The sequence below is a fragment of the Mesorhizobium escarrei genome (assembly GCF_935825525.1).
GTDB classification, from domain to species: domain Bacteria; phylum Pseudomonadota; class Alphaproteobacteria; order Rhizobiales; family Rhizobiaceae; genus Mesorhizobium; species Mesorhizobium escarrei.
In genome coordinates this window covers 190,357-214,446 of record NZ_CAKXZT010000124.1, presented here as the reverse complement: position 1 = coordinate 214,446, position 24,090 = coordinate 190,357, and the positions used below count along the sequence as shown (strand labels likewise).

22 protein-coding genes and 3 pseudogenes are annotated in these 24,090 nt (G+C 62.8%); 13 read left to right on the top strand and 12 right to left on the bottom strand.

What is annotated here, in order from left to right; translation table 11 throughout:
• The first annotated feature begins 163 nt into the window (after positions 1 to 163).
• Positions 164 to 622 carry a hypothetical protein gene (locus NMG80_RS15370; RefSeq protein WP_254018870.1) on the top strand — a complete coding sequence of 153 codons (459 nt, stop codon included), beginning with the start codon at positions 164 to 166 and terminating at the stop codon, positions 620 to 622.
• Between the two features lie 44 nt (positions 623 to 666).
• Here the strand turns inward: NMG80_RS15370 and glyS are convergent, their stop codons facing one another.
• The 3 genes and pseudogenes from glyS to NMG80_RS15360 all read right to left on the bottom strand — a co-directional run.
• Entirely contained in the window at positions 667 to 3,267 is a 2,601-nt protein-coding gene (glyS, locus tag NMG80_RS15365) for a glycine--tRNA ligase subunit beta (RefSeq protein ID WP_254018869.1), read from the bottom strand.
• Between the two features lie 432 nt (positions 3,268 to 3,699).
• Positions 3,700 to 3,882 (bottom strand): annotated as a pseudogene (locus tag NMG80_RS37310) (glycine--tRNA ligase subunit alpha); the annotation flags it as partial.
• Between the two features lie 141 nt (positions 3,883 to 4,023).
• Positions 4,024 to 4,743 (bottom strand): annotated as a pseudogene (locus tag NMG80_RS15360) (glycine--tRNA ligase subunit alpha); the annotation flags it as partial.
• Between the two features lie 256 nt (positions 4,744 to 4,999).
• Here NMG80_RS15360 and NMG80_RS37305 point away from each other — a divergent pair.
• Both NMG80_RS37305 and NMG80_RS15350 read left to right on the top strand, forming a co-directional pair.
• Entirely contained in the window at positions 5,000 to 5,440 is a 441-nt protein-coding gene (locus NMG80_RS37305; protein ID WP_436798618.1) for an NmrA family NAD(P)-binding protein, read from the top strand.
• Between the two features lie 237 nt (positions 5,441 to 5,677).
• Positions 5,678 to 7,513, top strand: a complete 1,836-nt coding sequence (locus tag NMG80_RS15350) for a patatin-like phospholipase family protein (RefSeq protein ID WP_254018868.1) — start codon at positions 5,678 to 5,680, stop codon at positions 7,511 to 7,513.
• Between the two features lie 66 nt (positions 7,514 to 7,579).
• On the opposite strand, the gene NMG80_RS15345 is transcribed toward NMG80_RS15350, so the two are convergent.
• Positions 7,580 to 9,355: a tetratricopeptide repeat protein gene (locus NMG80_RS15345; protein WP_254018930.1), complete on the bottom strand. Its 1,776-nt coding sequence runs from the start codon at positions 9,353 to 9,355 to the stop codon at positions 7,580 to 7,582.
• 331 nt (positions 9,356 to 9,686) lie between these two features.
• Between NMG80_RS15345 and NMG80_RS15340 the strand changes: the two genes are divergently transcribed.
• Positions 9,687 to 10,787: a helix-turn-helix transcriptional regulator gene (locus NMG80_RS15340; RefSeq protein WP_254018867.1), complete on the top strand. Its 1,101-nt coding sequence runs from the start codon at positions 9,687 to 9,689 to the stop codon at positions 10,785 to 10,787.
• A gap of 148 nt (positions 10,788 to 10,935) precedes the next feature.
• On the opposite strand, the gene NMG80_RS15335 is transcribed toward NMG80_RS15340, so the two are convergent.
• The gene (locus NMG80_RS15335; RefSeq protein WP_254018866.1) at positions 10,936 to 11,952 is read right to left on the bottom strand and encodes a polyprenyl synthetase family protein; all 1,017 of its coding nucleotides are present in this window, start codon (positions 11,950 to 11,952) and stop codon (positions 10,936 to 10,938) included.
• Positions 11,953 to 12,115: 163 nt separating this feature from the next.
• On the opposite strand from NMG80_RS15335, the gene NMG80_RS15330 reads away from it, so the two are divergent.
• From NMG80_RS15330 to moaB, 6 genes are all read left to right on the top strand, one after another.
• A complete protein-coding gene (locus NMG80_RS15330; RefSeq protein ID WP_023799382.1) occupies positions 12,116 to 12,340 on the top strand; it encodes a putative signal transducing protein in 225 nt (74 codons plus the stop codon).
• Positions 12,340 to 13,140, top strand: a complete 801-nt coding sequence (locus NMG80_RS15325; RefSeq protein WP_254018865.1) for a tRNA1(Val) (adenine(37)-N6)-methyltransferase — start codon at positions 12,340 to 12,342, stop codon at positions 13,138 to 13,140. The genes NMG80_RS15330 and NMG80_RS15325 overlap by 1 nt, the downstream gene beginning before the upstream one ends.
• Before the next feature lie 85 nt (positions 13,141 to 13,225).
• On the top strand, positions 13,226 to 14,092 hold the full coding sequence (locus tag NMG80_RS15320; RefSeq protein WP_254018864.1) for a S49 family peptidase: 867 nt from the start codon (positions 13,226 to 13,228) through the stop codon (positions 14,090 to 14,092).
• 81 nt (positions 14,093 to 14,173) lie between these two features.
• Complete coding sequence (locus NMG80_RS15315; protein WP_077381693.1) at positions 14,174 to 14,359, top strand: hypothetical protein; 186 nt, start codon at positions 14,174 to 14,176, stop codon at positions 14,357 to 14,359.
• Positions 14,360 to 14,372: 13 nt separating this feature from the next.
• The gene (locus tag NMG80_RS15310) at positions 14,373 to 15,287 is read left to right on the top strand and encodes a 4-(cytidine 5'-diphospho)-2-C-methyl-D-erythritol kinase (protein ID WP_436798617.1); all 915 of its coding nucleotides are present in this window, start codon (positions 14,373 to 14,375) and stop codon (positions 15,285 to 15,287) included.
• A complete protein-coding gene (gene moaB / locus NMG80_RS15305) occupies positions 15,274 to 15,831 on the top strand; it encodes a molybdenum cofactor biosynthesis protein B (RefSeq protein ID WP_254018862.1) in 558 nt (185 codons plus the stop codon). Before NMG80_RS15310 ends, moaB begins: the two co-directional genes overlap by 14 nt.
• Before the next feature lie 44 nt (positions 15,832 to 15,875).
• On the opposite strand, the gene NMG80_RS15300 is transcribed toward moaB, so the two are convergent.
• From NMG80_RS15300 to NMG80_RS15290, 3 genes are all read right to left on the bottom strand, one after another.
• The gene (locus tag NMG80_RS15300) at positions 15,876 to 16,850 is read right to left on the bottom strand and encodes a phytanoyl-CoA dioxygenase family protein (protein WP_254018861.1); all 975 of its coding nucleotides are present in this window, start codon (positions 16,848 to 16,850) and stop codon (positions 15,876 to 15,878) included.
• A 252-nt stretch (positions 16,851 to 17,102) separates the two neighbouring features.
• A complete protein-coding gene (locus NMG80_RS15295; RefSeq protein WP_436798621.1) occupies positions 17,103 to 17,927 on the bottom strand; it encodes an MBL fold metallo-hydrolase in 825 nt (274 codons plus the stop codon).
• Between the two features lie 197 nt (positions 17,928 to 18,124).
• Entirely contained in the window at positions 18,125 to 19,060 is a 936-nt protein-coding gene (locus NMG80_RS15290; RefSeq protein WP_254018859.1) for a cyclase family protein, read from the bottom strand.
• Between the two features lie 336 nt (positions 19,061 to 19,396).
• On the opposite strand from NMG80_RS15290, the pseudogene NMG80_RS15285 reads away from it, so the two are divergent.
• A pseudogene (locus NMG80_RS15285) lies at positions 19,397 to 19,638 on the top strand (type II toxin-antitoxin system Phd/YefM family antitoxin).
• A gap of 120 nt (positions 19,639 to 19,758) precedes the next feature.
• Here NMG80_RS15285 and NMG80_RS15280 read toward each other — a convergent pair.
• On the bottom strand, positions 19,759 to 20,265 hold the full coding sequence (locus NMG80_RS15280) for a glycosyltransferase (protein WP_254018858.1): 507 nt from the start codon (positions 20,263 to 20,265) through the stop codon (positions 19,759 to 19,761).
• A gap of 151 nt (positions 20,266 to 20,416) precedes the next feature.
• On the opposite strand from NMG80_RS15280, the gene NMG80_RS15275 reads away from it, so the two are divergent.
• Together NMG80_RS15275 and rnhB are read left to right on the top strand one after the other, a co-directional pair.
• The gene (locus NMG80_RS15275; RefSeq protein ID WP_027152303.1) at positions 20,417 to 21,571 is read left to right on the top strand and encodes a PA0069 family radical SAM protein; all 1,155 of its coding nucleotides are present in this window, start codon (positions 20,417 to 20,419) and stop codon (positions 21,569 to 21,571) included.
• A 156-nt stretch (positions 21,572 to 21,727) separates the two neighbouring features.
• Positions 21,728 to 22,423, top strand: coding sequence for a ribonuclease HII (rnhB, locus tag NMG80_RS15270; protein ID WP_254018857.1), 696 nt, complete (start codon positions 21,728 to 21,730; stop codon positions 22,421 to 22,423).
• A 232-nt stretch (positions 22,424 to 22,655) separates the two neighbouring features.
• Here the strand turns inward: rnhB and NMG80_RS15265 are convergent, their stop codons facing one another.
• The 3 genes from NMG80_RS15265 to NMG80_RS15255 form a co-directional block, all read right to left on the bottom strand.
• A complete protein-coding gene (locus NMG80_RS15265) occupies positions 22,656 to 23,147 on the bottom strand; it encodes a F0F1 ATP synthase subunit B (RefSeq protein ID WP_254018856.1) in 492 nt (163 codons plus the stop codon).
• 10 nt (positions 23,148 to 23,157) lie between these two features.
• Positions 23,158 to 23,757: a F0F1 ATP synthase subunit B gene (locus tag NMG80_RS15260; RefSeq protein ID WP_254018855.1), complete on the bottom strand. Its 600-nt coding sequence runs from the start codon at positions 23,755 to 23,757 to the stop codon at positions 23,158 to 23,160.
• A gap of 77 nt (positions 23,758 to 23,834) precedes the next feature.
• Complete coding sequence (locus NMG80_RS15255) at positions 23,835 to 24,059, bottom strand: F0F1 ATP synthase subunit C (protein ID WP_023799397.1); 225 nt, start codon at positions 24,057 to 24,059, stop codon at positions 23,835 to 23,837.
• Between the last annotated feature and the right edge of the window lie 31 nt (positions 24,060 to 24,090).

Below are 24,090 nucleotides of genomic sequence, written 5' to 3'. Positions count from 1 at the left end.
ACAGATGCGGGACCATACAGATGTGGGTGCGTAATACGGTGACGCTCACGGGGCAAGTCCGGGCGGAAGCGAATGGCCAATCGCTAAAATGCTGGCTTTCCTGGCAAGCCCGCATCAATTTCCGGACGGTATGGTGCCGGCCTGTTGGGCAACGGGAGCTATCATGGTCTGGGTGCGTATCCTGGGAGCGCTGGGTCTTACTCTGGCGGCGGGCACAGCACAGGCTTCGTCCTTCGTCGTTCCCGGTGCGCCATCCTCGACGCCGTCCGTCGTCAGGCTCGGCGCTCCTGAACCGGTGAAGGTGGCTGGGAGCTCCTCCACGCCATCGATCGTGGCGCTCGGCGAACCAGTGCCCGATGTCACCTATGAAGAAGTTTCTGCGATCCCGACCCAGGGCAAGCCCAAGCATGATTTCATGCAAAGCCCGATGATCATTCGCGGCGGCATCGTCGGTGACGCCTTCACAAAGCCTGCTCCCAGCGCCGCACCTGCCGCGGCAACTGCTGCCGCAGCGCCCGGGGCGGCCACCAAATCCGACAAAAAAATATCGGCAACGAACAGCCCGCCTGAGCCCGCAACACCGCAACCAACGCCCATCCCCGAGATCGATCAGGCCAGATAGAAGTTCGCGGCCAGGACGACGACGCTCGCCTGAATTGCCAAGCTTCAGCCGGCGATTTTCGAGAAATCCGCGACCTGGTCGGTCGCTGCCCGGATGCGCGCCAGCAACGCCAGGCGGTTAGCGCGCACGGCCTTGTCCTCATCATTCACGAGAACGCGTTCAAAGAATGAATCAACCGGTTCACGCAACGCGCTAAGCGCCAGCATGGCGGCGGAAAAGTCTTCGTTGTGAATCGCTTGGCCGGCTTCCTTCTCGGCCTGATTCACCGCGGCAAACAGCGATTTCTCGGCCTCTTCCCGGAATAGAGCCGGCTCAACATTTTCGGCGATCGTCGTTTTCTTCTTCTCTTCGGCGGCCAGAATGTTGGCCGCGCGCTTGGTGCCGGCAAGCAGGTTGCTGCCGTCCTCGGTGTCGAGGAAGGTGCCAAGGGCTAGGACGCGACGAACGATTTGCAGGAGGTCGTCGTTGGACGATTGGCCAATCTCCCCCCTTGAGGGGGAGATGCCCGGCAGGGCAGAGGGGGTCGTCTCGCGTGGGTCGGCGACCCCCTCTGTCGCCTTCGGCGACATCTCCCCCTCAAGGGGGGAGATCGGGCGCGAGCCCGCCGCCAACACTGCATCTATCAAATCGTGCCGGGCGCCCTGGTCGCGCAAATAGACTTTTAGGCGGTCGTGGAAGAAGGACAGGAGGTCGGCAACTATCTCAGCAACAGAATGGTCTGGGAGTTCTACGCCGTGTACCTCCGAGGACAACAAACCTGCTCGCTCACTGAGCAGATCATCGGCCGAACCAACGCCGGTAGTGAAATCACCCCCGTCATCCGCTCGCCAGACCACCGAAAAACGATTACCGCCATTGTAGGTAAGTCCGAACAGTGCGTTAAGAAACTGGCGCTGGACCGGTAGCCTCACCCCATTCTCGACCAAGATCCTGATCACCCCCAGCGCTGCTCTTCTCAGCGCATAGGGATCCTTTGACCCCGTCGGCTTTTCGTCAATCGCCCAGAAGCCGACCAGCATGTCGAGCTTGTCGGCGAGCGCTACGGCCACCGATACCGAATCGGTCGGCACGCGGTCGGACGGGCCCTGCGGCTTATAGTGCTCCTCAATCGCGGCGGCGACCGAGGGATGCTCTCCCTGCAGCAGCGCGTATTTGCGACCCATGGCGCCCTGCAATTCCGGGAACTCGCCGATCACTTCGGTGGTGAGGTCGGCCTTAGCCAGGACGGCAGCGCGACGTGCGAGCGCGGGAATCTCCCCCCTTGAGGGGGAGATGTCGCTGAAGGCGACAGAGGGGGTCGGCACGTCCTGACGCAACGCCCTATTATGGACAGAGAATGCCGGTGCTTCACGCGCAGCGACCCCCTCTGGCCTGCCCTCCTTGCCGCCACTTGGCATCTCCCCCTCAAGGGGGGAGATTGCGCTCGCCACGATCGGCGCCAGTTCCTCAGCCAACCTCTTGATCCGCTCTACCCGCTCACCCTGCGTGCCGAGCTTGGCGTGGAAGGTGACGCCGAGATGGTCGAGGCGGGCCATGCGCTGGTCGAGCGGCTTCTTGAGATCGAGCCCGAACTTTTCTGCCGATGCCTGCAACTGGTCGAGATCAGGCAAATCGCCCTGGTCGGTCTTCCAGAAATAGAGCGCGTCGGAGAGGCGGGCGCGCACCACCTTGCCATTGCCGTGGGCGATCTCTTTGCCGCCGTCGCTGGCTTCGATGTTGGCGGTCAGGATGAAGCGGCTGGAAAGCTCTTCACCAACTCCCTGCGGTCGCGTCACGAAGCACTTCTGGTTGGCGCGGATGGTCAGCCGGATCACCTCGGCCGGAATGGCGAGAAAGTCCTGCTCGAATTCGCCCATCAGCACGACCGGCCACTCAACCAAGCCTGATACTTCCTCAAGCAGCCCCTCGTCCTCGACAAGGTTGAGCCCGTTGGCGAAAGCGAGATTCCTGGCGTCGGAAAGAATGATCTGCTTGCGCCGGTCGGCGTCGAGCACGACCTTCGCCGCCTCCAGCTTGGCGGCATAGTCGTCGAAACGGCGCACGCTGATTGCGCCCGGCGCGTGAAAACGATGGCCGTAGGTGATGTTGCCCGAGCGGATGCCGTCGATCTCGAAATCGACGACCACCGGCTCCTCGGTCTCCGGACCGAAGGTGCAGAGGATGGACTGCAGCGGCCGCACCCAGCGCAAGGATCCCGGTTTCGCCGAGGCCGGCCCCCAGCGCATCGATTTCGGCCATGGAAAGTCGCGAATGATGCCCGGCACCAGGTCGGCGATGATTGCTTCTGCCGACCGGCCCGACTTGGAGATATGGGCGACATAGAAGTCGCCCTTCTTCGGATCGGCGTGGACATGCGCCTCGGCGATCGAGGAAAGACCGGCCTTGCGCAGAAAACCCTGGACCGCCTGTTCGGGCGCCTTGGTCGAGGGTCCCTTGATCTCCTCGCTTTTGTCCTTCGAGCGCGCGGTCACGCCGCGAATGTCGAGCGCCAACCGGCGCGGCGTCCAATATTCGCGCGCCGCCTCATAGGTTAGCCCGGCCTCGACCAAACCGTCCGTCATCATCTTCTTCAGGTCGCCCGCCGCCTTGCGCTGCATGCGCGCGGGAATCTCTTCCGAACGGAGTTCTAAAAGCAGGTCGGGCATAAATTGTGCTCACGCGGCAAAATGGTCCAGGCGGCATAGCAACTCGGCTGGCCGCTGTCACCCTTCCCCCATGCAATCGGCCGCATGCAATCGACCTCCATGCAATCGGCGCATCTATCGACGATTTCCAAAAACATTCCCCTGCCTGTCGGGCCGAAGCGGGGTCATCCGTCCTTGGGTCAAAGATTTCCATGAACCGAACGCGGCGCTGAAGCGACCAACGCTCAGGCAGGGAACTATTGGCTGAACGACCATGAAGACGGCATCGACATTCCTCCGGATCCTCGCGCTCAGCGCCTGTTTCGCGGCGCAGGCTCATGGCACGTTCGCGATGCCTGGCGTTAGACAAGCGCTGCGGACAATGGCTGGCTCCAGCGGCCAGGGCGTATTGCCAATCAGCGCTTCAGCCGAAATCGCAAATAGCCTCTGGAGCTAAGCCGCCAGTCCACCCGCCTGCGTCAGCAAAAACGCCTCGCCGCAGGCTTTCGCCAAGTTACGCACCCGCAAGATGTAGCTCTGCCGCTCGGTGACTGAAATCACGCCGCGTGCGTCGAGCAGGTTGAAGACGTGGCTGGCCTTGATGCACTGGTCGTAGGCGGGAAACACCAGGCGGTGGTTCCCCTCCCCTTTGAGGGGAGGGTGGCCAGTCGAAGTCTGGCCGGGAGGGGTCGCGCTGGCAGTGCTCGACGTCTTACTTGCGGTGCCTTCTGAGGCAACCCCCTCTGCCCGCTTCGCGGTCATCTCCCCCTCGAGGGGGGCGAAAGGCGCGCCGGCATCGAGCAGCGCCTTGCACTCGGCTTCGGCGTCCTCGAAATGCCGAAGCAGCATCGCCGTGTTGGCGAATTCGAAATTGTGGCGCGAATATTCCTGCTCGGCCTGCAGGAAGACGTCGCCATAGGTCACCTTGTCGGCGCCCTCGCGGCCGTTGAAGTTGAGGTCGTAGACATTGTCGACGCCCTGCACATACATGGCCAGCCGCTCCAGCCCGTAGGTGAGCTCGCCCGCCACCGGCGCGCATTCAATGCCGCAGACCTGCTGGAAATAGGTGAACTGCGACACTTCCATGCCGTCGCACCAGCACTCCCAGCCCAGCCCCCAGGCGCCGAGAGTCGGGCTTTCCCAGTCGTCCTCGACGAAGCGGATGTCATGCAGAAGCGGATCGACGCCGATGGCCGCCAGCGAGCCGAGATAAAGCTCCTGCAGATTAGGCGGGTTCGGCTTCAGGATCACCTGGTACTGGTAATAGTGCTGCAGCCGGTTCGGATTCTCGCCGTAGCGCCCGTCCTTGGGCCGGCGCGAAGGCTGCACATAGGCCGCGTTCCAGCGCTTTGGCCCCAGCGCGCGCAGTGTCGTCGCCGGGTGGAACGTGCCGGCGCCGACTTCCATGTCATAGGGCTGGAGAACGACGCAGCCATAGTCCGCCCAGTAGTTATGCAAGGTCAGGATCAGCCCCTGGAACGAGCGGCTGGGATGCATACGGGCTGGGATATCAATGGTCACGGCGGCCTCGACGGGAAAGGCGGGGATGCGGCCCTCCCTAGAGCGCCCACCGGCAAGCGTCAAGGCAAGGGGCCGGCCGCAGCCAGGGCAATCGGGTGAGTTAACGCGTGACATACGGCGCAAGTGCTGAATCTGTGGGTCCCCAATTGTTTCGGTTGGGAGATTCGGGGGGAATGGCTGCAGCGGACGAGGCGATACTAGAGGGCGTTGTTTTTCTGGATCATTTGCTGATTTGCCGGATCCACGGCAATGTAGCAAGGTCATTTATCCGCTGGACGAAATCCTGCTGCTCTCCTTGCTTGCGGTTGTGGCCGGGGCCGAAACCTTCACGGCAAACCCGGGCTGGGCTCTTCCCATTGATCCGGACGTACGTTGCATTCACATGGGCGACATCACCGAACTCGGCGACATCGTGGCCGGCGCATTCGGACACCCGGATGAGGCAGGAAACGGCGAGCATCTGCCTTTGGTCGGTGATTTCATGAGCTTCAATGAAATCGTCGACACGCTGAAACGGCAGGGACATAAGATTTCATTCAAACAAGTCCCAACGGACGTTTTTGCTAGCTCTTTTCCTGGGCCGCCGAGGTGGCAGGGACGTTTAGCTACTTCCAGGTTCACACTTACCGTGGCCCGGGTCCACACGACGAGATTGCGCTGGCAAACAAAATAGCAGGCAGGCAAGCGAGCAGGTTCGCGGTGTGGGCTCAAGTGAATTTCCCGGCCCCAAAAGAGGGCGCCGAGAGCGGCGTGGCGGCCTGATCGTGCCCTTGCTGGGAGCCAGAGATGAGAGCGCCCAGCGGTCAGTCCCGCGCCGCAGCCGTTCGGCGGCTCATATGTGTGGTATCATTCGGCAGGCGTCCAGCACCCTCGAGGAGACAAAGTCATGGATTCCCAAGGGATGGCTCAGATGTCCTCTGTCGATTCTCTTGCAGCGAGTTTATTGTCGGCAACATTGATGTTCGATCGGGCGTCGTTGCTGGCGCTCGAGGCTTTAGCTGCCGAATCCGACCGTCGGGTCCTGAGACGCGGTGAGGTTCTGGTTCGCGAAGGCGATGCCTCGGACAGGTTTTTCATCGTGCTGTCTGGACGCTTTACGGTACACAAAGGAGATTCGACTGGCTTGGTCGCGGAGATCGCACAGGGTGAACTCATCGGTGAAATCGGTTTCTTCGCGGGACTACCCCGCACGGCCACTGTCCTTGCAGCGCGCGATTCGATCGTCCTTGAAATCGGTCGCAATAATTTCGAGAAGGCGGCCGAGACATTGCCGAGCCTGAGAGAGGCGGTCACGGTATTTCTGGCGCGCCGGTTTGCCACCCAATCTCCGAGTTCGTCGCGTCTCAAGGAACCTGCCAAGATCCGAACGCTTGCGATCATTGCCGCCGGCGGAAGTCGCATCTCACCGGTGCTCATCCAGCACCTGCGGCAAGCGTTCGACGCGGCCACGCGCGCTCGGTTCGTTTCCCGGCTTGACATCCAAGCGAAGTTCCCAGGTCTTCCGATCGACGACCAGCCGATCCTTAACTGGTTGAACGAACTGGAGGCGGAAGCCCAATTCATCGTCTATGTTGCCGATGAGGAACCTAATGAGTGGACCCAAGTCTGCATTCGCCAGGCCGATACCGTCCTGTTGCTGGCCAACGCGTCCTGCTCGCCTCGCCTGAACCCGTCTGAGGAACTGACGCTATCGGTCCATCCGCCATCGACCAGTCGGCTTGTCCTAATTCACGACAATCGCTCGGCTGCGGTCTCCGGTACCTCTGCATGGCTCGATGAGCGACCCTATGTTGACCAGCATCATCATGTTGCGCTGGACGACGGGTCTGATTTCCAGCGCCTGGTCCGATTTATTTCGGGCAAGGCATTGGGCTTCGTGGCGGCAGGGGGCGGGTCCCTCGGCAGCGCTCATTTAGGCGTCTACAAGGCTTTCGTTGAGGCGGGCGCTTGCTTCGACTATCTCGGCGGGACAAGTTCCGGAGCGGCGATGATGGCCGGCTTAGCAAGAGGCTTGGATGCCGACCAGATCGACCGAGGCACCCACAACATATTTATCAAGAGCCGGGCGTTTCGCCGTCCCACCTTGCCGCATTTCGCGCTTCTGGATCACAAAGCGTTTGATCGGGCCCTTCGGCTGGAATACGGCGACGTTCTGATCGAGGATCTTTGGCTTCCATTCTTTGCGCTTTCGACCAATCTGAGCAGCCGTCAGCCCCATGTCCACCGTCGTGGAAAGCTCTGGCACGCCGTTCGGGCGTCCGGCTCCATCCCGGGTGTCCTGCCGCCGTTCTTTACAGATGACGGCGATATGCTGGTGGACGGCGCTATCATGAACAATTTGCCGCTGGAGCAGATGACGGAGCTCAAGACCGGACCCAATGTCATCGTTACCTTCGGGTCGAGTGCACGGCAGAAGTACGACATAGACTATGACCGCATCCCCGGAGCTTCCGAACTGGCATTGGCCTTGCTGAACCCTTTCGGTCGTGCACGCTTGCCTCGGGTTCCCAGCATGCTTCAGGTCATTGCCTCGAGCATGCTGGCACACCGGCCACAGGACATTGCCGTCGGCGAAGAGGATATCCTGGTCTGTCCGGAGGTTCCGAACACGATCAGCTTCATGGATTGGAGTCGGCATTCCGAGTTGTTTTCGGATGCCTACGACCGTACGACCCGATGGATCGAGGAACATCTCCGCCAGAACGACTCAGGGCTTCGAGCGGTGCTCGGCACCGCGCACGATTAGCATGGCTTATAGTCAGACCCTTAGCGACAGCGGCGACGAGCCCCGCACAATCGAATTCAGAAGTATTCAGCCCTTCGGCGCAGTCGCCGGTTCGGGCTTGACCTTCGGGGTTTCCTGCGCCGTGTTGGATTCGATCGGCGGCAGGCCCTTCAGCAGTTTCTGCTGCAAGGCGGCGAGCACGCCGGGATCCGGCTTCAGGTCGCGGGCCTGGTTCCACTGGAAGGTGGCTTCCAATTTGCGGCCGACGCGCCAATAGGCATCGCCGAGGTGATCGTTGAGCACCGGATCTTCCGGCTTCAACGAAACGGCACGTTCCAATTCGCGCACCGCATCGTCGAACCGGCCAAGGCGGAAATAGGCCCAGCCCAGCGAATCGACGATGTAGCCGTCGCTCGGCCTGAGATCGACGGCCTTCTGGATCATCTCAAGGCCTTCGCTGAGGTTGATGTTCATGTCCACCCAGGAATAGCCAAGATAGTTCAGAACCTGCGGCTGGTCGGGGAACAGTTCCAGCGCCTTGCGGAAATTCGGCTCGGCCTTCGGCCACTCCTTCAGTCGCTCATAGGCGATGCCGCGCTGGTAGAAAATGTTCCAGTCGGCGCGGGTCGGGGCCTTCAGCATCGCCACCGCCTTGTCGTAGAGATCGGCCGCGGAGCGGAAATCCTCCTTCGAGGCGTAGACGCCACCGAGCGCCTGATAGGCGCGCATGTCGTCGGAACGCGCTTCGACGAGTGCCTTAAGATGAGCGATGGCCTCGTCATAGCGGTCGAGATCGGCAAGGTTGAGGCCGAGCTGCAGTTCCGACAGCGTCTTCAGCGGCGAACTGGCCGGGATGCGGCGATAGAAGGCGATGGCGCCCTCGCCGTCCTTCAACTGCTCCGAAACGGCGGCGAGCTGGACGAGGGCCGCGTCGCTGTCGGGCCTCAGTGCCAGGGCATATTGCAGATAGAGGCGGACGAACGGCTCGCCGCCGCCGCGATTGAGCGCGGTGGCGAGATTGAGCAGGATTTCCGAGGCGCCGTCGGACGGGCCGGCAACGAAGGGCTCGATCTTCTCGCCCTTGGTGATCCTGTCGCGGAGCGCTGATATCTCGACCTTGCCGGGTGCAAATGCCTCGGCCTGATCGAGCACGGACAGCGCCTTGTCCTTGTCGCCCTTGCGGGCAAGGAAGGAGGCATAGGCCTGCGCATTGCGCATCCAGGTTTCGGGCGCTGCGGCGCCGGTCGCGGTGTCCTGCAAGGTGGCGGCGTAGATCGCATCCGCCTTTTCGGGCAGGCCCGAGGCATCGGCGATAAGCGCGCGATGGAAGGATTTGAAGAGGCCGAACCAGTCCGGGCCCTGCAGTCTGTCGATGGAGGCCATGGCCTCGCCGGGGTCGCCGGCGCCCTGCTTGGCCCAACCGGTCATGACGCCGGAGATCAGGCGGTCGAGATCGGATTCGAGCGAAAGCTTGAGCCAGTATTCGGCCTTGGAAAAGTCCTTCTTGTGAAAGGCGCCGACGGCCAGCGCCAGGCGCGAGAACCGCTCGACGTCGGGAACCGTCTTGAGTTTGTCAGCATAGACCAGGGATTCTTCGAAGCGCCCCTGCGCGATCAGCGACAGCATCAGGCTTTGCTGCAACGAGGTATCACCGGGAGCGAAGGCGAGCGCCTGCTTGTAGTAGGCGATGGCGCTGTCGAGATCATTGTCGCCTTCGGCGACCCGCGCGGCAAGATAGGCCCCCGAGAACGACGTGATATTGACTGGCTCGGTGGTCTCTTTGGCGTAGGCGGGCAGACCGGAGACCGCCATGCCCGTCACAATTGCCAGCCCTGTCAGCCAGCGCGCACATCCTTGCCGCATCGTATCCCTTTCAGTCGAAGCCATGCCCGCGTCAGCGGGATCGCCGTAGACTCGATCTTTTCCAGGCAAAGCATGGCCTTTTTGGGGTGACGCTTCAACCCGGCCCGAATTCACAATCGGGTAATGCGATCAAAAACCACGCGGAAAGGCGCCCAGCTGCGACCGTCGACCGCGCTTTGCCGGCCGGGCGGGCTGCCGGCCTGTCCCGCTGCAGCACCGGCGCTGCGATGCCGTAAGCGATCCGTAAGCGGCGGGCGGCGAAAGTTTTCGCAGCGGAATGATGCATGGAACCGTGCAGATGGATGCCGTTGCTTCGCCCAGGAAGATGCCGATGCTGGAACTGCCGCGGGACCAGCAGGCCTTCGCCATTGTCGATTTTATCTACGAAGCGGCGTTCGCGGCCGAGCTGTGGTCCGAGGTATTGGCGGCGGCAAGCGCGATCTCCCGCTCGGCAAACGGCGCGATCTTTGTAGTCAGCGATCATTCGCCGGTGCGCGCCATCACCGAAACGCATGTCCAGCCCTTGCTCGATGAGTTCATGAAGACGGATACTTGGCGGTTTTCCGAGAGCGTGAAGCGCATGTGCGCCACGCAGCCAGCAAGCTTTGTGCGGGTCGATGATTTCATCAGCTGCGAGGAGATCGAGCGCGATCCCGTTCGCAAAGGTGCCACCGCGTTTGGCATCGGGCCGCATCTATGCACAGCCATCGCCATGCCTGGCGGCGAGCTTGTCGTTTTTGTCTTCCAGCGCTGGCTGAAGGACGGGAGTTATGACCAGGCCGCAATCGATCTGTTGAACGGACTGCGTCCGCATCTCGCGCGGGCCGGCCTTGTCGCCGGGCGCCTGGGTCGGGAACGGGCCAGCACCGCCGTATCCATTCTCGGCGAAATCGGGCTGCCAGCTGCAATCATGAGTGGATCGGGCCGCGCGCTGACGGCCAATCCGTTTTTCGAAGACATGGCCGACGTCTTCCTTCCCACAGCCCATGGCGGCATGGCGATTGCCGATCAAACTGCAAACGCGCTTTTCCAGCAGGCCATCGCGCAGAACCAGGATAACCGCGTCGTGCGGTCCATCCCGGTTGCGGCCACCAAACGGCGGCCCGCGCTGGTCGTTCAGCTGTTGCCGCTGCGCCGCGCCGCGCACGATATTTTTTCGGGTGCGGATGTACTCGTTGTCGCAACCACGGTCGGTACCGGCGCCACTGTTCCGTCGCCCAATGTCCTTTCAGGCCTGTTCGACCTGACGCCGGCGGAAGCCCGGCTCGCAGTCGAGCTGGCCTCCGGCCGTTCGGTGCAGGAGGCGGCGATGGAAATCGGCATCGCCGTCAAATCGGCCCGCACCTATCTCGAGCGAATCTTCCGCAAAACCGAAACCAGCCGTCAGAGCGAACTCGTGGCGCTGCTGAAGAGCGCGTGGTCGTTTTCATGACCTCAGTTGCCGGGCGCGCTGACCGTCACGGAGCCTGCCCTACTTGCTAACCATGCTGCTGCGGAACGTGCATGATTTCACCGCCGCAATTCCGGGGATACCAAAATCACGGGGCGGCGCCGTGCCGGCCAAATGTCGGCGATATCTTTCAGTTCACCCGGCTGATGCAGAAATCGATGACGTCGAGCAGCGCCGATTTCTGCGGCGTCGCTTCGAGCGGCGCCAGCGCGTCGCGGGCGATCTCGCCGAAATGGCCGGCGCGCCCGATGGTGTCGGCGATAGCGCCGTGGCGGGTCATCAATCCGATTGCCTTTTCCAGCCCGGCGTCATCGGTGACATTGTCCTCGATGGCGCGCTTCCAGAAGGTGCGTTCGGCCTTGGTGCCGCGCCGGTAGGCGAGAATCACCGGCAGCGTCACCTTGCCTTCGCGAAAGTCGTCGCCGACATTCTTGCCCAGATCGTTGCTGGTGCCGCCATAATCCAGTGCATCGTCGATCAGCTGGAAGGCAAGGCCGAGATTCATGCCATAGGAGCGCAGCGCCGCGCGATCGTTTCGCGTCGCCTGGGCGATGACCGGACCGACCTCGGCGGCGGCCGAGAACAGGGCAGCGGTCTTGGCCTTGATCACCGCGAAATGCTCATCCTCCGTGGTTTCGAGGTTCTTGGCGGCGGCCAGCTGCATCACCTCGCCCTCGGCAATGACCGAGGCGGCGCTGGACAGGATGTCGAGCGCTTCCAGCGAACCGACATCGACCATCATGCGGAAAGCCTGGCCAAGCAGGAAATCGCCGACCAGCACGCTCGCCTGGTTGCCCCAGATCATGCGGGCGGTCTTCTTGCCGCGCCGCATGCCGCTCTCGTCGACGACATCGTCGTGGAGGAGCGTGGCGGTGTGCATGAACTCGACTGATGTGGCGAGCTTGACATGGCCCTCGCCGGAATAGCCGAACATCTGCGCTGAGGCGAGCGTCAGCATCGGCCTCAGCCGCTTGCCACCCGAAGAGATCAGGTGGTTGGCAATCTCCGGGATCATCTCGACGTCGGAACCGGCCTTCGACAAGATCAATTTGTTGACGCGCCCCATATCGGCCGAAGTCAGGTCGATGAGATCCTTAATGGTGGCGGCTTCCCGCTTCCCGTTTTCGATGTTGAGAACGACACCCACGACAAACTCCCGTCTTAATGTCACGCGCACGACGGCACCCCGATACCGCCGCAGACTCTAGGGCGCTACCCACAGGCACGGCAAGTGGCGATTTGGCGCGGTCGAGGTGGCGACGGAAGCCACCCACGTTTACATAGACGCTACAACCTGCGAGTTTCGTCCGATGATAGAGCTTATCCGCACCAACGACGCCGTGATCATCTCCTTTGTCGAATCGCTGATGCGCGATGCCGGCATCGGCTGTTTCGTCGCCGACCAGAACATGAGCGTACTCGACGGTTCGATCGGCATCCTGCCCAGGCGCATCATGGTCGAAGCCGACCAGGCCGATGCGGCGCGGCGCATCCTGACAGATGCCGGCATCGCCAACGAGATGCGCCAGAAGTAATGTCGGCGGCGCGCGCCACCGTTGTCCAGGACACGCCGGCGCATACGGTCGATGCTTTCCATCGCGGGCGGTTCTGGCTGGTGCAGCCGAAACAGGCAGGCCATCGTGCCGGCATGGACGCCATGATGCTGGCAGCTGCCGTGCCGTCCTCGTTCGCCGGGCGCCTTGCCGATTTCGGTGCGGGTGCTGGCGCCGCAGGCCTGGCCGTGCTGTCGCGCTGTCCTGATGCCGAGGCCGTGCTCATCGAACGGTCTCCGGAAATGGCGGCCTTCGCCGCAACGACGCTTGCCCACCCCGGTAATGCGCATCTCAACGACCGCGCCTCGGTTCTGGCCGCCGACGTCGCGCTGTCGGGCCAGGCGCGAACCGCCACTGGGCTCGCCGACAATTCCTTCGATTTCGTCATCATGAACCCGCCCTTCAACGCCGCCGAGGATCGCGCCACGCCCGACCCGCTCAGGAAGGCGGCGCATGTGATGGAGGACGGGCTGTTCGACAGCTGGATCCGAAGCGCGGCTGCTGTGGTCAGGCCGCGCGGCGCTCTTGCCGTGATTGCCAGGCCCGGTCAGCTCGGCGCCATCCTCGATGCGATATCGGGCCGCTTCGGCGACGCCGAGCTGCTGGCCGTTCACCCCCGCCCCGAGGCAGCGGCGATCCGCATCGTCGTCAGGGCAATCCTCGGCGCACGCGGAAAACTGTCGATCCGCCCGCCGCTGATGCTGCACGCGCAATCCGGTGACGGCCCCACGGAGCGGACCGAGATGATCAACAACGGGATGGCTTCGCTGTTCGGCGACTGAGCCTTTTTGGCCGGCCCGGCGTGGCGGCATTGCCGTTGGCCGGCGAATCCCTACATGCCATCAAGCCAATTTGACCGGAGACCCCGTGAAACGCTTTCTCAACCGCCTGCTGCCGAAATCCTGGCGCTCCGACATCGTCACCATTCCCGTCATCCGGCTGCATGGCACCATCATGCCCGGCGGCGGCCCGTTCCGGCCGAGCCTGTCGCTGGCGTCCACCGCCGGCCCTATTGAGAAGGCATTTTCCTTCGACGCGCCCGCGGTCGCCATTTCGATCAATTCGCCGGGCGGCTCGCCGGTGCAGTCGCGGCTGATCTTCAGACGCATTCGCGACCTGGCGACCGAGAAGAACAAAAAGGTTCTGGTCTTCGTCGAGGACGTGGCCGCCTCGGGCGGCTACATGATCGCGGTCGCCGGCGACGAGATCTTTGCCGATCCGTCGTCTATCGTCGGTTCGATCGGCGTTGTGTCGGCCTCGTTCGGCTTTCCCGAATTGTTGAAGAAGATCGGCGTCGAGCGCCGCGTCCACACGGCCGGCCAGAACAAGGCGGTGCTCGATCCGTTCAGGCCAGAGAAGAAGGAAGATATTGAGCGGCTGAAGGCGCTGCAGCTCGAGGTCCACGAGACCTTCATCGACCTCGTCAAGGACCGGCGCGGGCCTAAGCTCAAGGACGACCCGGACCTGTTCACCGGCCTGTTCTGGACAGGCAAGAAGGGGCTGGAACTCGGCCTTGTCGATGCGCTCGGCGATATGCGCAGCGTGCTGAGGGCCCGTTTCGGGCCAAAAACCCAGCTCAAGCTGATCACGGCGCCGCGCGGCCTGTTCGGCCGATTCGGCTGGTTCGGCTCAAGCAGAGGGGGCTTTTCGGCGCCCGAGATCGCCGCTGCTGCCGCAAGCGGCGTGATCGATGCGGCGGAAGAGCGCGCACTATGGGCGCGCTTCGGGCTTTGAAAACCCGGCGAAAGCGTTTAACTTAAAAGCTTGACCGGCCCGACCGGCGCCGCAGTCGGCCTTGCGAGGGAGGAGTTTGACATGCCACAGATCATTTTCTTTATCGCAGTCGGCCTGCTCGCCTATTTCGGCTATCGCTCCTTCGTCAGGGAAGCCGAGCGCGTGACGGCCAAGATACGGCGCACCGAAAAGCAGGCTACCAACGGCACAATGGGCACGCTAGTCAGGGACCCGAAGACCGGCGAATACCGCTTGGCCAAGGACTGACATTATCCCCCTCGTGACTGACACAGTGGCTTTCGGCAATAGGGTCCGGGCATTGCATGCGCATGCCAAGATAAATCTCGCGCTGCACGTCACCGGCAGGCGCGCCGACGGCTATCACACGATTGAGAGCCTGGCGGTGTTCACGCGCTTTGGCGACAGGGTCGAGGTCGAACTCGCCGACAGCGACGGGTTCTCAGTCTCCGGCCGATACGCGTCCGCGGTCCCGCTCGACGACGGCAACCTGGTCGTGAAAGCGCGCGATGCGCTGCGAAAACAGGCTGGTCCGCGGCATACCCCTCCGGTCGCAATCAGGCTCGAAAAGAACCTGCCGGCTGCATCCGGCGTCGGCGGCGGGTCGAGCGACGCCGCAACGGTGCTGCGCGGGCTGGCTGAGGCATGGAGACTGGACCTCGACGATGCCGACCTGGCGCGGGTCGGCCTCTCGCTGGGCGCCGACGTTCCCATGTGTCTTATGGCCAAACCGCTGATCGCGCGCGGCGTCGGTGACGAACTGTCGGCCGTGCCGGGCTTTCCCGCACTCGGGCTGGTTCTCGTCAATCCCGGCACCGCCATCGCCACAGCCGATGTGTTCAATGCGCTTTCCGATCGCGACAATGACGGGCTGCCGCCGCTGCCGCGCGGCCTCGACTTCCACAGCATCCGCAACTGGCTGGAGATCACCCGCAACGATCTCGAGCCCGCAGCGCGCGTGATCCAACCGGCCATCGGCAAGGCGCTTTCGGTGCTCAACAAGGCCGGAGCGGGGTTCGCGCGAATGTCGGGTTCAGGTGCGACCTGTTTTGGGCTGTTCGAGACCGGCAATGTCGCCAAGCGCGCCGCCGTCGACATCCGCAGCCGCCATCCCGACTGGTTCGTCGCCGCGACGCGAAGCATGACATCGGAGCCTGACGCATATGGCCAGGATTGACGAAAGCCGTTCCTTCATTCCCGTGCGCATCGCGGTGCTGACCGTTTCCGATACGCGCAGCCCTGCCGACGACAAATCCGGCCAGGCGCTGGCCGACCGCATCGTCGAGGCCGGCCATAGTCTCGCCGCCCGCGACATCGTCACCGACGACCGCGAGAAAATCCGCGACAAGGTTCTGGGCTGGTCCAAGGACGAAGCGATCGATGTCGTCATCACCACCGGCGGCACCGGCTTTACCGGCCGCGATGTAACGCCGGAGGCGCTGGAGCCGATCTTCGAAAAGCGAATGGACGGTTTTTCCGAAGTGTTCCACCGCATTTCCTACGACAAGATCGGCACGTCGACGATCCAGAGCCGGGCGACCGGCGGCGTCGTCAACGCGACCTTCGTCTTCGTGCTGCCGGGTTCGCCCGGCGCCTGCAAAGATGCCTGGGACGGCATTTTGAAGCCGCAGCTCGACTACCGGCACATGCCCTGCAACTTCGTCGAGATCATGCCGCGCCTGGACGAGCATCTGCGGCGCGGCGGCACCAAGACAAGTTAGACCGGGTTCTCAAAAGGCTGTTTCGGACCAGAATCAGCGCCAAATCAGCGAATAACCGGCTCGCCGTGGAACCGCCGGCGCGAGGGCGGCGATACGCCGAAGCCGACCTCCATCATCAGCCGCGGTTTGCGCGTCGGCACGGTGCCCATGTGGAAACCGAAAGGATCCTCGACGAAGCCCAAACCCGCCTCCCCGGTCAGCGTAATCGGGCTCTGCGCGCCGTAGACGTCCAGAACCTCTTCCGCCGGATGGCCGACGAGGAGCGTCAACTGGTGCTTGAGGGTGCGGCGGTTGTGGCTGCCGCGGACATAGACATGGGGACCAGTCTCGGCATCGACCTGATTGATATAGAAGAAGAATTTCAGCATTCGCCAATCGTCGAGATCGAAGTGATATTTGCCAAGCGACGCAAGGTTCTTCTCGGCGTCGGAGACGGAGCTCGTCGGAAAGCTCCACCAGACGCGCGTGGTGATCAGCTTCGCCTGGCTGCCGAGATAATGGGCTGCGATGTCGAGAAGCAGCGGGTCGCGCTGCACGGTAAGCGCGGCGTTGCAGTCGAGAACCCGCTCGAAAAAATGGCCGCTGAGCAAGGGACGGCCGAAGCGCTCTTCGGCCTCCGCGTGCTTTGCCGGCAGGAACTCCAGGCGACGATCGAAATTGCCGAAGCAAGGCGTGCGCTGGGCGAAGCTGGCGATCTCCCCGTGGACCGACGACGGCAGCGCAAGCCCGGAAAAGAGCCCCTCCGAGCGGAGAGCGCTGACCACCGCATCACGATCGACGCCGGTGAACATCGTTTCCCCGGCTTTTTGTGCCGGTCGAACCGGTTTTGCGCCACGCCAATGCAACCGCCGCGCCGGCATGGTGCGCGCCAGCATGAACATCGGCAGCCATGCCGGATTCTCGCGAAGGTCCGACAGATAGGTCGGTATCCGCACGGCAACGCGGCGCAGCAGGCTACCGTTTCGAGCGATCGACTCGAGGCTTGCAGCACCGGATTTGTCGGGACTTGAAAGGGCCATAGGATTCTCAGGTACGAGGGCAGCATCGACGACGCGTCGGTCGCTCACCGCGCCGGCGTGAGCCGAACCATTCGCTCCGGCCCGCATCAAACGAATGGTAATCCTCGGTAAGGTTTTGTGCAATGCACAATGAAAGGATCTGTCGCAAACTTTGTGGCAAGCTTGACGGAGCATTAAGGTTCTGTGGTTTCGCAACAGCGAGTGTTTCGAGCGAAAAGGCGGCGCACGGCAGAGAAACCCGAGATGAAGCGATCAAACCCCGTCGAGAATGACGATCGTCGGCCGGTCTGGCAGCGTCTTCAGCGAAACCGTCAGCGACTGGCCGGAAAGGAATTCCACCGCGAAATCGTCGCCCATCCTGCCTGTGAACTCACTGATCGGGGTCGAATGGCGATGCATCGGCAGGATCATCGAGGAATAGAGTCGCGCGGTGATTTCGGTCATCCGGTCGAGCGACAGCGTCATGCCGCCGTCGATAGGCACCATAAGGATATCGAGCCGGCCGATGGCGCCGTAATGCGCATCCTCCAGCCGGTGGTGCAGATGGCCGAGATGACCGATGCAGAGTCCCGCCACTTCGAAAATGAAGATGGAATTGCCGTCCTTGCCGAGATCGCCGCCATTGCGGATATCCGTAGGCACGTTGCGGATATAGACATCGTCGACGACAAGGGCGTGGCGCGCCGGACCGCCGTCCGGATTCCAGCCGCGCAGCACATATTCGATGCCGGGATCGACATGGTCCGAATAATGGGTGCTGTGAGCCCTGTTCATGGTGACCACGCGCGGCAGCGGGTCGGCGCCGTAGACGCCAGAAAAGTCAGTGGCGATCCTGACGCCGGCGGGTGTCTCGATGACATAGGTCGAATGGCCGGCATAGGTGATCGTAACGTCACCGTCGACGAAAGCCTGGGCCAGCCGAGACGTCTGCGCCTTTGGCGCTGTGAAGCTGGCATAGGTGGCCGACGGCAGCGCTTCAGCGATCGCAACGCATCTCGACGGCGGCGGCTCTTCCTGGGCCGAAGCGGCGAACGGCCAGAAAGCCACAGTCAGCAGAACGGCGGCGGACAGGCGGATCAAGGCTGTCTCCCGTGGCAGGATTGGCGCGCTCCTGCCACGATAGCGCTAGCAATCGTGGTGGCTATCGTCGGGACAGTCACGTTTTCGCGAGCGCCGGAGGGACTGGTCGTCTGGACCTTGTCCCGGCTTGCCGACAAAATCGCGTGGAAGGGACCCGCCTAACCCCAGGCCGCCCCCGATGACATCGCCAGTGATCAGGGCGTCGGACGGAAGACGCCGTTCTCGTCGCGCTTGAGCGGCGCGGCTTGCCGGGAAAGCGGCACACCAGGCGCTTCGGTGACCGAAACGCCCTCGGTCCAGTCGGCGGGTGCAATAGCGATGTAACGCGCATATCCGCCCGACCCGCCGAGCGGCTTGGCGAAGCCGATTGTGACCAACGCACCGGCCTCTGGCACCTTGTCGAGATTTGCAACGCCTTCTGCCTGCGTGAAATCGTTGTGAAGCAGCCAATGTTCGCCTTCGAGGTTGGGCGTGGTGTCGGTGTCGAGCGGCTCATGGCCATGAAACAGAATCTTCCGCTCCAGATGCAGGAATTTCAGTGCGTCCAAACCGACGCCTGGAAACGGTTTTTGGTTGAAGCGGGCGGCATCGGACCATTTCTTGTACCAATCCGAGCGGACGAAGACGACCGAACCCTCCGGTATGCGGCCGTGCTGCTTTTCCCACGCCTCGATGTCGGCGACCTGGAGGTGATAGCCTTCGTCAGCCTGCACCTTGCCGCTGACGTCGATGACGACGAGCGGCCGCACGGCATAGGTGGCCGGCAGGTCGCTGATCGTTGCGCCGAGCGGGTTCCAGTGGGAGGGCGGATCGAGCTGCGTGCCATACTGGTCCGTCGTCAGCTCGTAGGCGCTCGCAACGAACCCATGCTTATCGTAGGTGAACTCTTCGCCGGCCTTGACGTAGCCCTCGATATCCTTCCCTGCGACAGCCGGTTTGAACCTGGCGTTGGCAAACCCCGGCCACACGGGCTGCACCGGCTCGAAGGCATGGGTCAGATCGATGTACTTGGCCGATTTGAGCGTGTTCTCATAAACCGACCAAAGCGACGCTTCTTGCGCCACCGCGATCGTCGGCACTGACCAAGCGGTTGCCAGCAAGGCGATACGAACGAATTCAGAAACATTCATCTGCAATCTCCCCGAAAATATCGCCGAGTATCGCGAGTTTCCCGCACGACGACAAGCAAATGCATTCTGCCTAGGAGTGTCGCGTCAATACGGATTCCGCGGGGGCTGCCTAAACCGCGATCGTATGCAGAGCCCATCGGCACATTCAATTGCTTCAGGCACTCCGGATAAATGCACTGCGCCAATGCCGATTGTGACAATTACGTCCTATCTAAGTGATAAGATCAAGCCTTGGCCAACACGGAAAAATCGCGCTACCTTCGTCTAAAATTCCCGATTGCCGTTGTATCCACACGCCGCTCGACGACGGCGCTCGAGCGACCTCAGGAGAGAATCATGACCATCACCGTCAAGGTCGGAGAGGCCAAGACACACCCGTCAAATCTGCTGGCCAAGGTCGAAGCCGGCGAAGAAGTCATCATTTCGCGCGGCAACGATCCGATCGCGAAACTGAGCCGCATCCCAAAACCAACGTCCTGGGCTCCCTGATCGAAGAAGTCCGCGCCGCCCGGGCCAGGGCCAGGGCCGTCACGACCGAGGAGATCGTGGCCCGGAAGCATGACAGCCATCGCTACTGATTATTTCCGTCCTTGATGCATCCGTTGCGGCCGCATGGCTACTTTGGAGGAGCACAGTGAGGCGGCTCGCGGCAAAGGACGCGACCTTCCCTCGCCCGCTTACCGGCAAAGAGACGACCCTCACTTCGCCGGCGCGACCCAGATCTCGGCGTCGAGCCTCTTGGCCGCAAGGCCGCGGGCGATGGCCTCGGCGCTGCGGGCGCTTTTCGACAAGGCCGCGGCCTGACGCTTGCTGATCACCAGCCCTTCGGCCAGTGCCCGGTTTCCCGAAAACACCCGCGACAGGAACGGCACGCGGCTACCGCGCGCCCGCGAGAATCGCGCCGGCATGGTTTGCCTGGCCGTATGAGCGGCGACCTCGTCGATCCAGCCCTCCGCCAGCCGCGCGCCCGGCTCCAGCAGCAGCAGCCAGTCGCCCTTGGCCTGCCGGATGCCGGCAGCAATGCCGCCGCTCGCCACATAAAGGCAGCCGGCATGTTCGGCAACGCGGTGCGTCTGGTCGGTCGAGCCGGTGTCGCAGACGATGACATCGCGCACCACGCCCTCGACCGCGCCGCCGATCAGCGAGGCGAGCGTGCGGGCAAGTCTTTCCTCGTCATTCAGGGTCTGGATGAGAACGCTGAGCATCGTTAGCCGAATAGCGGAAAGCCGGGCGCAGCGCCAGTTTTTGCATCACCTTATAAAAATGTTCTTGATTTGTTCTACTAAACGAAATAGGAATAATTTCATGAACAGAGCGATTCGACAGCCAGCCGACAGTCCCTGGGAGAGGGCGAAAATGGAACAGATCGTACGTGCCGACATTGCTGCCTTCGGGGCTGGAAGAGCCGAGATGGCCAATGCCATGATCGAGCAGAGCGGCGTCCGTATCCGTCCGGAGCGCAATCGCGGCCGGTCCGCCGGCATCAACCCATCCGGCCGGTTCGAACCGGTCAGCCGGCATGTGTTCGACGATGGGTGGAATTCGCTTGAGGAGCTGCCGCCGTTCAAGACCGAGGTGCAGGTCGAGAAGCCGCGCACCATCGTCACCCGCAACGAATCGCCCGACATTTCCTTCGACCGTTCGATTAACCCGTATCGCGGCTGCGAACATGGCTGCGTCTATTGCTTCGCGCGGCCAACGCACAGCTTCATGGGTCTTTCGCCGGGACTGGATTTCGAATCGAAGCTGTTCGCCAAGCCGGATGCGGCGCGGCTGCTCGACAAGGAACTGTCGAAGGACGGCTACCAGCCACGCACCATCGCCATCGGCACCAACACCGATCCCTATCAGCCGATCGAGAAGCAGTACCGGATCATGCGCGAGATCCTCGAAGTTCTGGAGGCGCGCGGCCACCCGGTCGGCATCGTCACCAAATCCGCGCTGGTGACGCGCGACATCGACATTCTGTCGCGCATGGCCGAACGCGGGCTGGCCAAGGTAGCGCTGTCGGTGACGACGCTCGACCGTATGCTGGCCAGAACGATGGAGCCGCGCGCGTCGACGCCGACCAAGCGGCTGGAGGCGATCAGGCAGCTTTCGGATGCCGGCATTCCGGCTTCGGTGATGGTCGCTCCTATCATCCCCGGGCTGACCGATCAGGAGATGGAACGCATCCTCGATTCGGCACGTGCGGCAGGAGCGCGCGAGGCCGGCTACGTCCTGCTGCGCCTGCCGCTGGAGGTCGCGCCGATCTTCAAGGATTGGCTGCTGCGCCATTATCCGGACCGCTACCGCCACGTCATGTCGCTGATCCGCTCGATGCGCGACGGCAAGGATTACGATTCGGAATGGGGCAAGCGCATGAAAGGCTCCGGCCCTTATGCCTGGCAGATCGGCCGGCGCTTCGAGATCGCCGCCAAACGGCTTGGCCTTAACGCCGAGCGGCGGTCGCTCAGGACCGACCAGTTCGTCGCCGCGGCCAAGGCAACCGAGCAACTTATGCTGCTTTGAAGATATCGTCTGCCGCCGCTGCCGGCGGCAGGCGAAAAAAATCCCGTCCAGCCTGTCCTGTCCCCTGGCTTGCAGACGGTGCCCTCCGGGTCCGGTGCCTCACTCGACCCGGAGGGGCTTGCGGAGAATCGGAGCCGATGCGAACCTCGCCGCAACATGGCTCGCGCGCGTTCTGATTCTCCGCTTCTCTTCGAAATCGTCGAGAGACCCGATTTCTCCTTCGAGACGAAGGCGATGGCCGAAGGCCTGTGGCCAGTGGCGGGAATGGACGAGGCCGGGCGCGGGCCGCTCGCCGGGCCGGTCGTCGCGGCAGCGGTAGTGCTCGATCCCGCCAACATTCCAGACGGCCTGGACGATTCCAAGCGCCTCAGCCACCTGCAGCGCGAGGCGCTGTTCCTGAAAATCCTAGGCTCCGCTCTTGCCGTGTCGATGGCCTCGGTCAGCGCGGAAGGCATCGATGGCAGCAATATTCTCAAGGCCAGCCTCGAGGCGATGCGCCGCGCTTTGGTCGGGCTCTCGGTGCAGCCAAAGCTGGCCCTGGCCGACGGCCGCGACGTGCCGCCCGGACTGCCATGCGAAGGCAGAGCGCTGATCAAGGGCGACCAGCGCTCGCAGTCGATCGCCGCCGCCTCGATCGTCGCCAAGGTGATGCGCGACCGGATGATGTGCGGCTGCGGCAACCATCACTCGCATTACGGTTTCGAGCTCCATATGGGCTACGCCACGGTCCGCCACCGCACGGCGATCGAGGTGCATGGACCGGTGGCGCGGCTGCACCGCGCGTCCTTCGCACCGTTCCGGCTCGGCGGCACCGAGGTGCCGGACGAAGAGTGTTTTTCCGGTCTGGATTGAGGCGAGCGCCGTCGATCCTCGTGCCGGGTGGTGGAGATTGGCGAAAGCGGCGATGAGCTAATCTCCCCCCTTGAGGGGGAGATGGCCGGCAGGCCAGAGGGTGTTGCCGCGCGTGAAGCGCCAACCTCCTCTTTCATTCGACGTATTGTCCGATAAGGGGTCGCGACGCCGAGGCGACCTCCTCTGTCGCCTTCGGCGACATCTCCCCCTCAAGGGGGGAGATTCTCTCCGCTTAATTCAGCCTGGACTTGACGTCCTGAAGCGAGGCCTGGAACAGGTCGGCGCCCGCCTTGGCGTCAATCTTGGCGGCGAGCAGCGTGCGGGCGGCTTCGACGGCGATATCGACGGCACTGGCGCGCACTTCGCCGATTGCCTCGCGCTCTGCCTGACCGATCTTCTGTTCGGCAAGCGCGGTGCGCCGGGCGACATAGTCCTCGGTCTTCTTGTGTGCCTCGGCAGCCAGCATGTCGGCCTCGCGCTTGGCGGCGGCGATGATGTCGGCGGCCTCCTGCTCGGCTTCCTTGCGCTTGCGCTGGTATTGACCGAGCAGTTGCTGGGCCTCCTCGCGCAGCCGGCGCGCTTCTTCAAGCTCGTTGCTGATCTTGTCGGCGCGGGCGTCGAGCGCCTTGGCGATCAGCTTAGGCACCTTGACGTAGACGGCAATGGCCAGAAAAATGACGAGGGCAACGGTAGCCCAAAGCGTCGCGAGTGATGTGGCGTCCATGATGCGCTCCTCACCGGGCCACGGATTTGACGGCTGCCGCGATCTCGGCCTTGCTGGCCTTGCCGCCGACAAGCGCCTCGACGATTGCCGAAGCCGTGTCCTCGGCGATCGTGCCGACTTCCTTCATGGCATTGGCCTTGATGGCCGAAATGCGAGCCTCGGCTTCGCCAAGCTTCTGGTCAAGCGCTGCCTCGACCTTCTTGCGGGCGGCTTCGGCTTCCGCCTTGGCGGCATCGTTGGCCTGCTGGCCGATCGCATTGGCTTTGGTCTTGGCCTCCGCCAGTTCCTGCTCATAGGCGGCAACGGCGGCATCGGCCTCGCCCTTCAGCCTGGCGGCGTGGTCAAGATCCTGGGTGATGCGATCGTTGCGGACATCGATGATGCCGCCAACACGCGGCATCACCACCTTCTTCAGGAACAGGTAGAACAGCCCGAAGGTGATCGCCAGCCACAGAAGCTGCGACGGGAATGTCGCCGGATCGAATGGCGGGAACACGCCGTGCGCCTCGGCAGGCACACCGGTGCCGGAATGCGTATCGCCTTCCGTGCCGGTATGGCCGCCTTCGACAGCGGGCGCGGACTCTTGCGCAAAGGCAGATGTCACGAACATGGACTATCCCCTGATGTCAGGCCTGCCGCCGATTTGTGGCCGGCCCTTCCAATTCCCAATGTTAGCCGAACAGGGGCTCAGCCGAACAGGGCCAAAAGCGCGATGAGCAGGGAGAAGATGCCCAGCGCTTCAGTCACGGCGAAGCCGAAGATCAGGCGGCCGAACTGGCCATCCGCGGCCGACGGATTACGCAATGCGCCCGCCAGATAGCTGCCGAAGATGTTGCCAAGGCCAATACCGGCGCCACCCATGCCGAGGCATGCGATGCCGGCGCCGATGAACTTTGCTGCTTCTGCTTCCATGTGTTCAACTCCTTTGGATCTAAAAAATTCC

Excerpts from the sequence above, each read along its gene's own strand:
- NMG80_RS15370 (WP_254018870.1), top strand. The coding sequence starts at position 164 with ATGGTCTGGGTGCGTATCCTGGGAGCGCTGGGTCTTACTCTGGCGGCG.
- glyS (WP_254018869.1), bottom strand. The coding sequence starts at position 3,267 with ATGCCCGACCTGCTTTTAGAACTCCGTTCGGAAGAGATTCCCGCGCGC.
- NMG80_RS15350 (WP_254018868.1), top strand. The coding sequence starts at position 5,678 with ATGTCCTCTGTCGATTCTCTTGCAGCGAGTTTATTGTCGGCAACATTG.
- NMG80_RS15345 (WP_254018930.1), bottom strand. The coding sequence starts at position 9,355 with ATGCGGCAAGGATGTGCGCGCTGGCTGACAGGGCTGGCAATTGTGACG.
- NMG80_RS15340 (WP_254018867.1), top strand. The coding sequence starts at position 9,687 with ATGCTGGAACTGCCGCGGGACCAGCAGGCCTTCGCCATTGTCGATTTT.
- NMG80_RS15330 (WP_023799382.1), top strand. The coding sequence starts at position 12,116 with ATGATAGAGCTTATCCGCACCAACGACGCCGTGATCATCTCCTTTGTC.
- NMG80_RS15325 (WP_254018865.1), top strand. The coding sequence starts at position 12,340 with ATGTCGGCGGCGCGCGCCACCGTTGTCCAGGACACGCCGGCGCATACG.
- NMG80_RS15315 (WP_077381693.1), top strand. The coding sequence starts at position 14,174 with ATGCCACAGATCATTTTCTTTATCGCAGTCGGCCTGCTCGCCTATTTC.
- moaB (WP_254018862.1), top strand. The coding sequence starts at position 15,274 with ATGGCCAGGATTGACGAAAGCCGTTCCTTCATTCCCGTGCGCATCGCG.
- NMG80_RS15300 (WP_254018861.1), bottom strand. The coding sequence starts at position 16,850 with ATGGCCCTTTCAAGTCCCGACAAATCCGGTGCTGCAAGCCTCGAGTCG.
- NMG80_RS15290 (WP_254018859.1), bottom strand. The coding sequence starts at position 19,060 with ATGAATGTTTCTGAATTCGTTCGTATCGCCTTGCTGGCAACCGCTTGG.
- NMG80_RS15280 (WP_254018858.1), bottom strand. The coding sequence starts at position 20,265 with ATGCTCAGCGTTCTCATCCAGACCCTGAATGACGAGGAAAGACTTGCC.
- NMG80_RS15275 (WP_027152303.1), top strand. The coding sequence starts at position 20,417 with ATGGAACAGATCGTACGTGCCGACATTGCTGCCTTCGGGGCTGGAAGA.
- rnhB (WP_254018857.1), top strand. The coding sequence starts at position 21,728 with ATGGCTCGCGCGCGTTCTGATTCTCCGCTTCTCTTCGAAATCGTCGAG.
- NMG80_RS15265 (WP_254018856.1), bottom strand. The coding sequence starts at position 23,147 with ATGGACGCCACATCACTCGCGACGCTTTGGGCTACCGTTGCCCTCGTC.
- NMG80_RS15260 (WP_254018855.1), bottom strand. The coding sequence starts at position 23,757 with ATGTTCGTGACATCTGCCTTTGCGCAAGAGTCCGCGCCCGCTGTCGAA.
- NMG80_RS15255 (WP_023799397.1), bottom strand. The coding sequence starts at position 24,059 with ATGGAAGCAGAAGCAGCAAAGTTCATCGGCGCCGGCATCGCATGCCTC.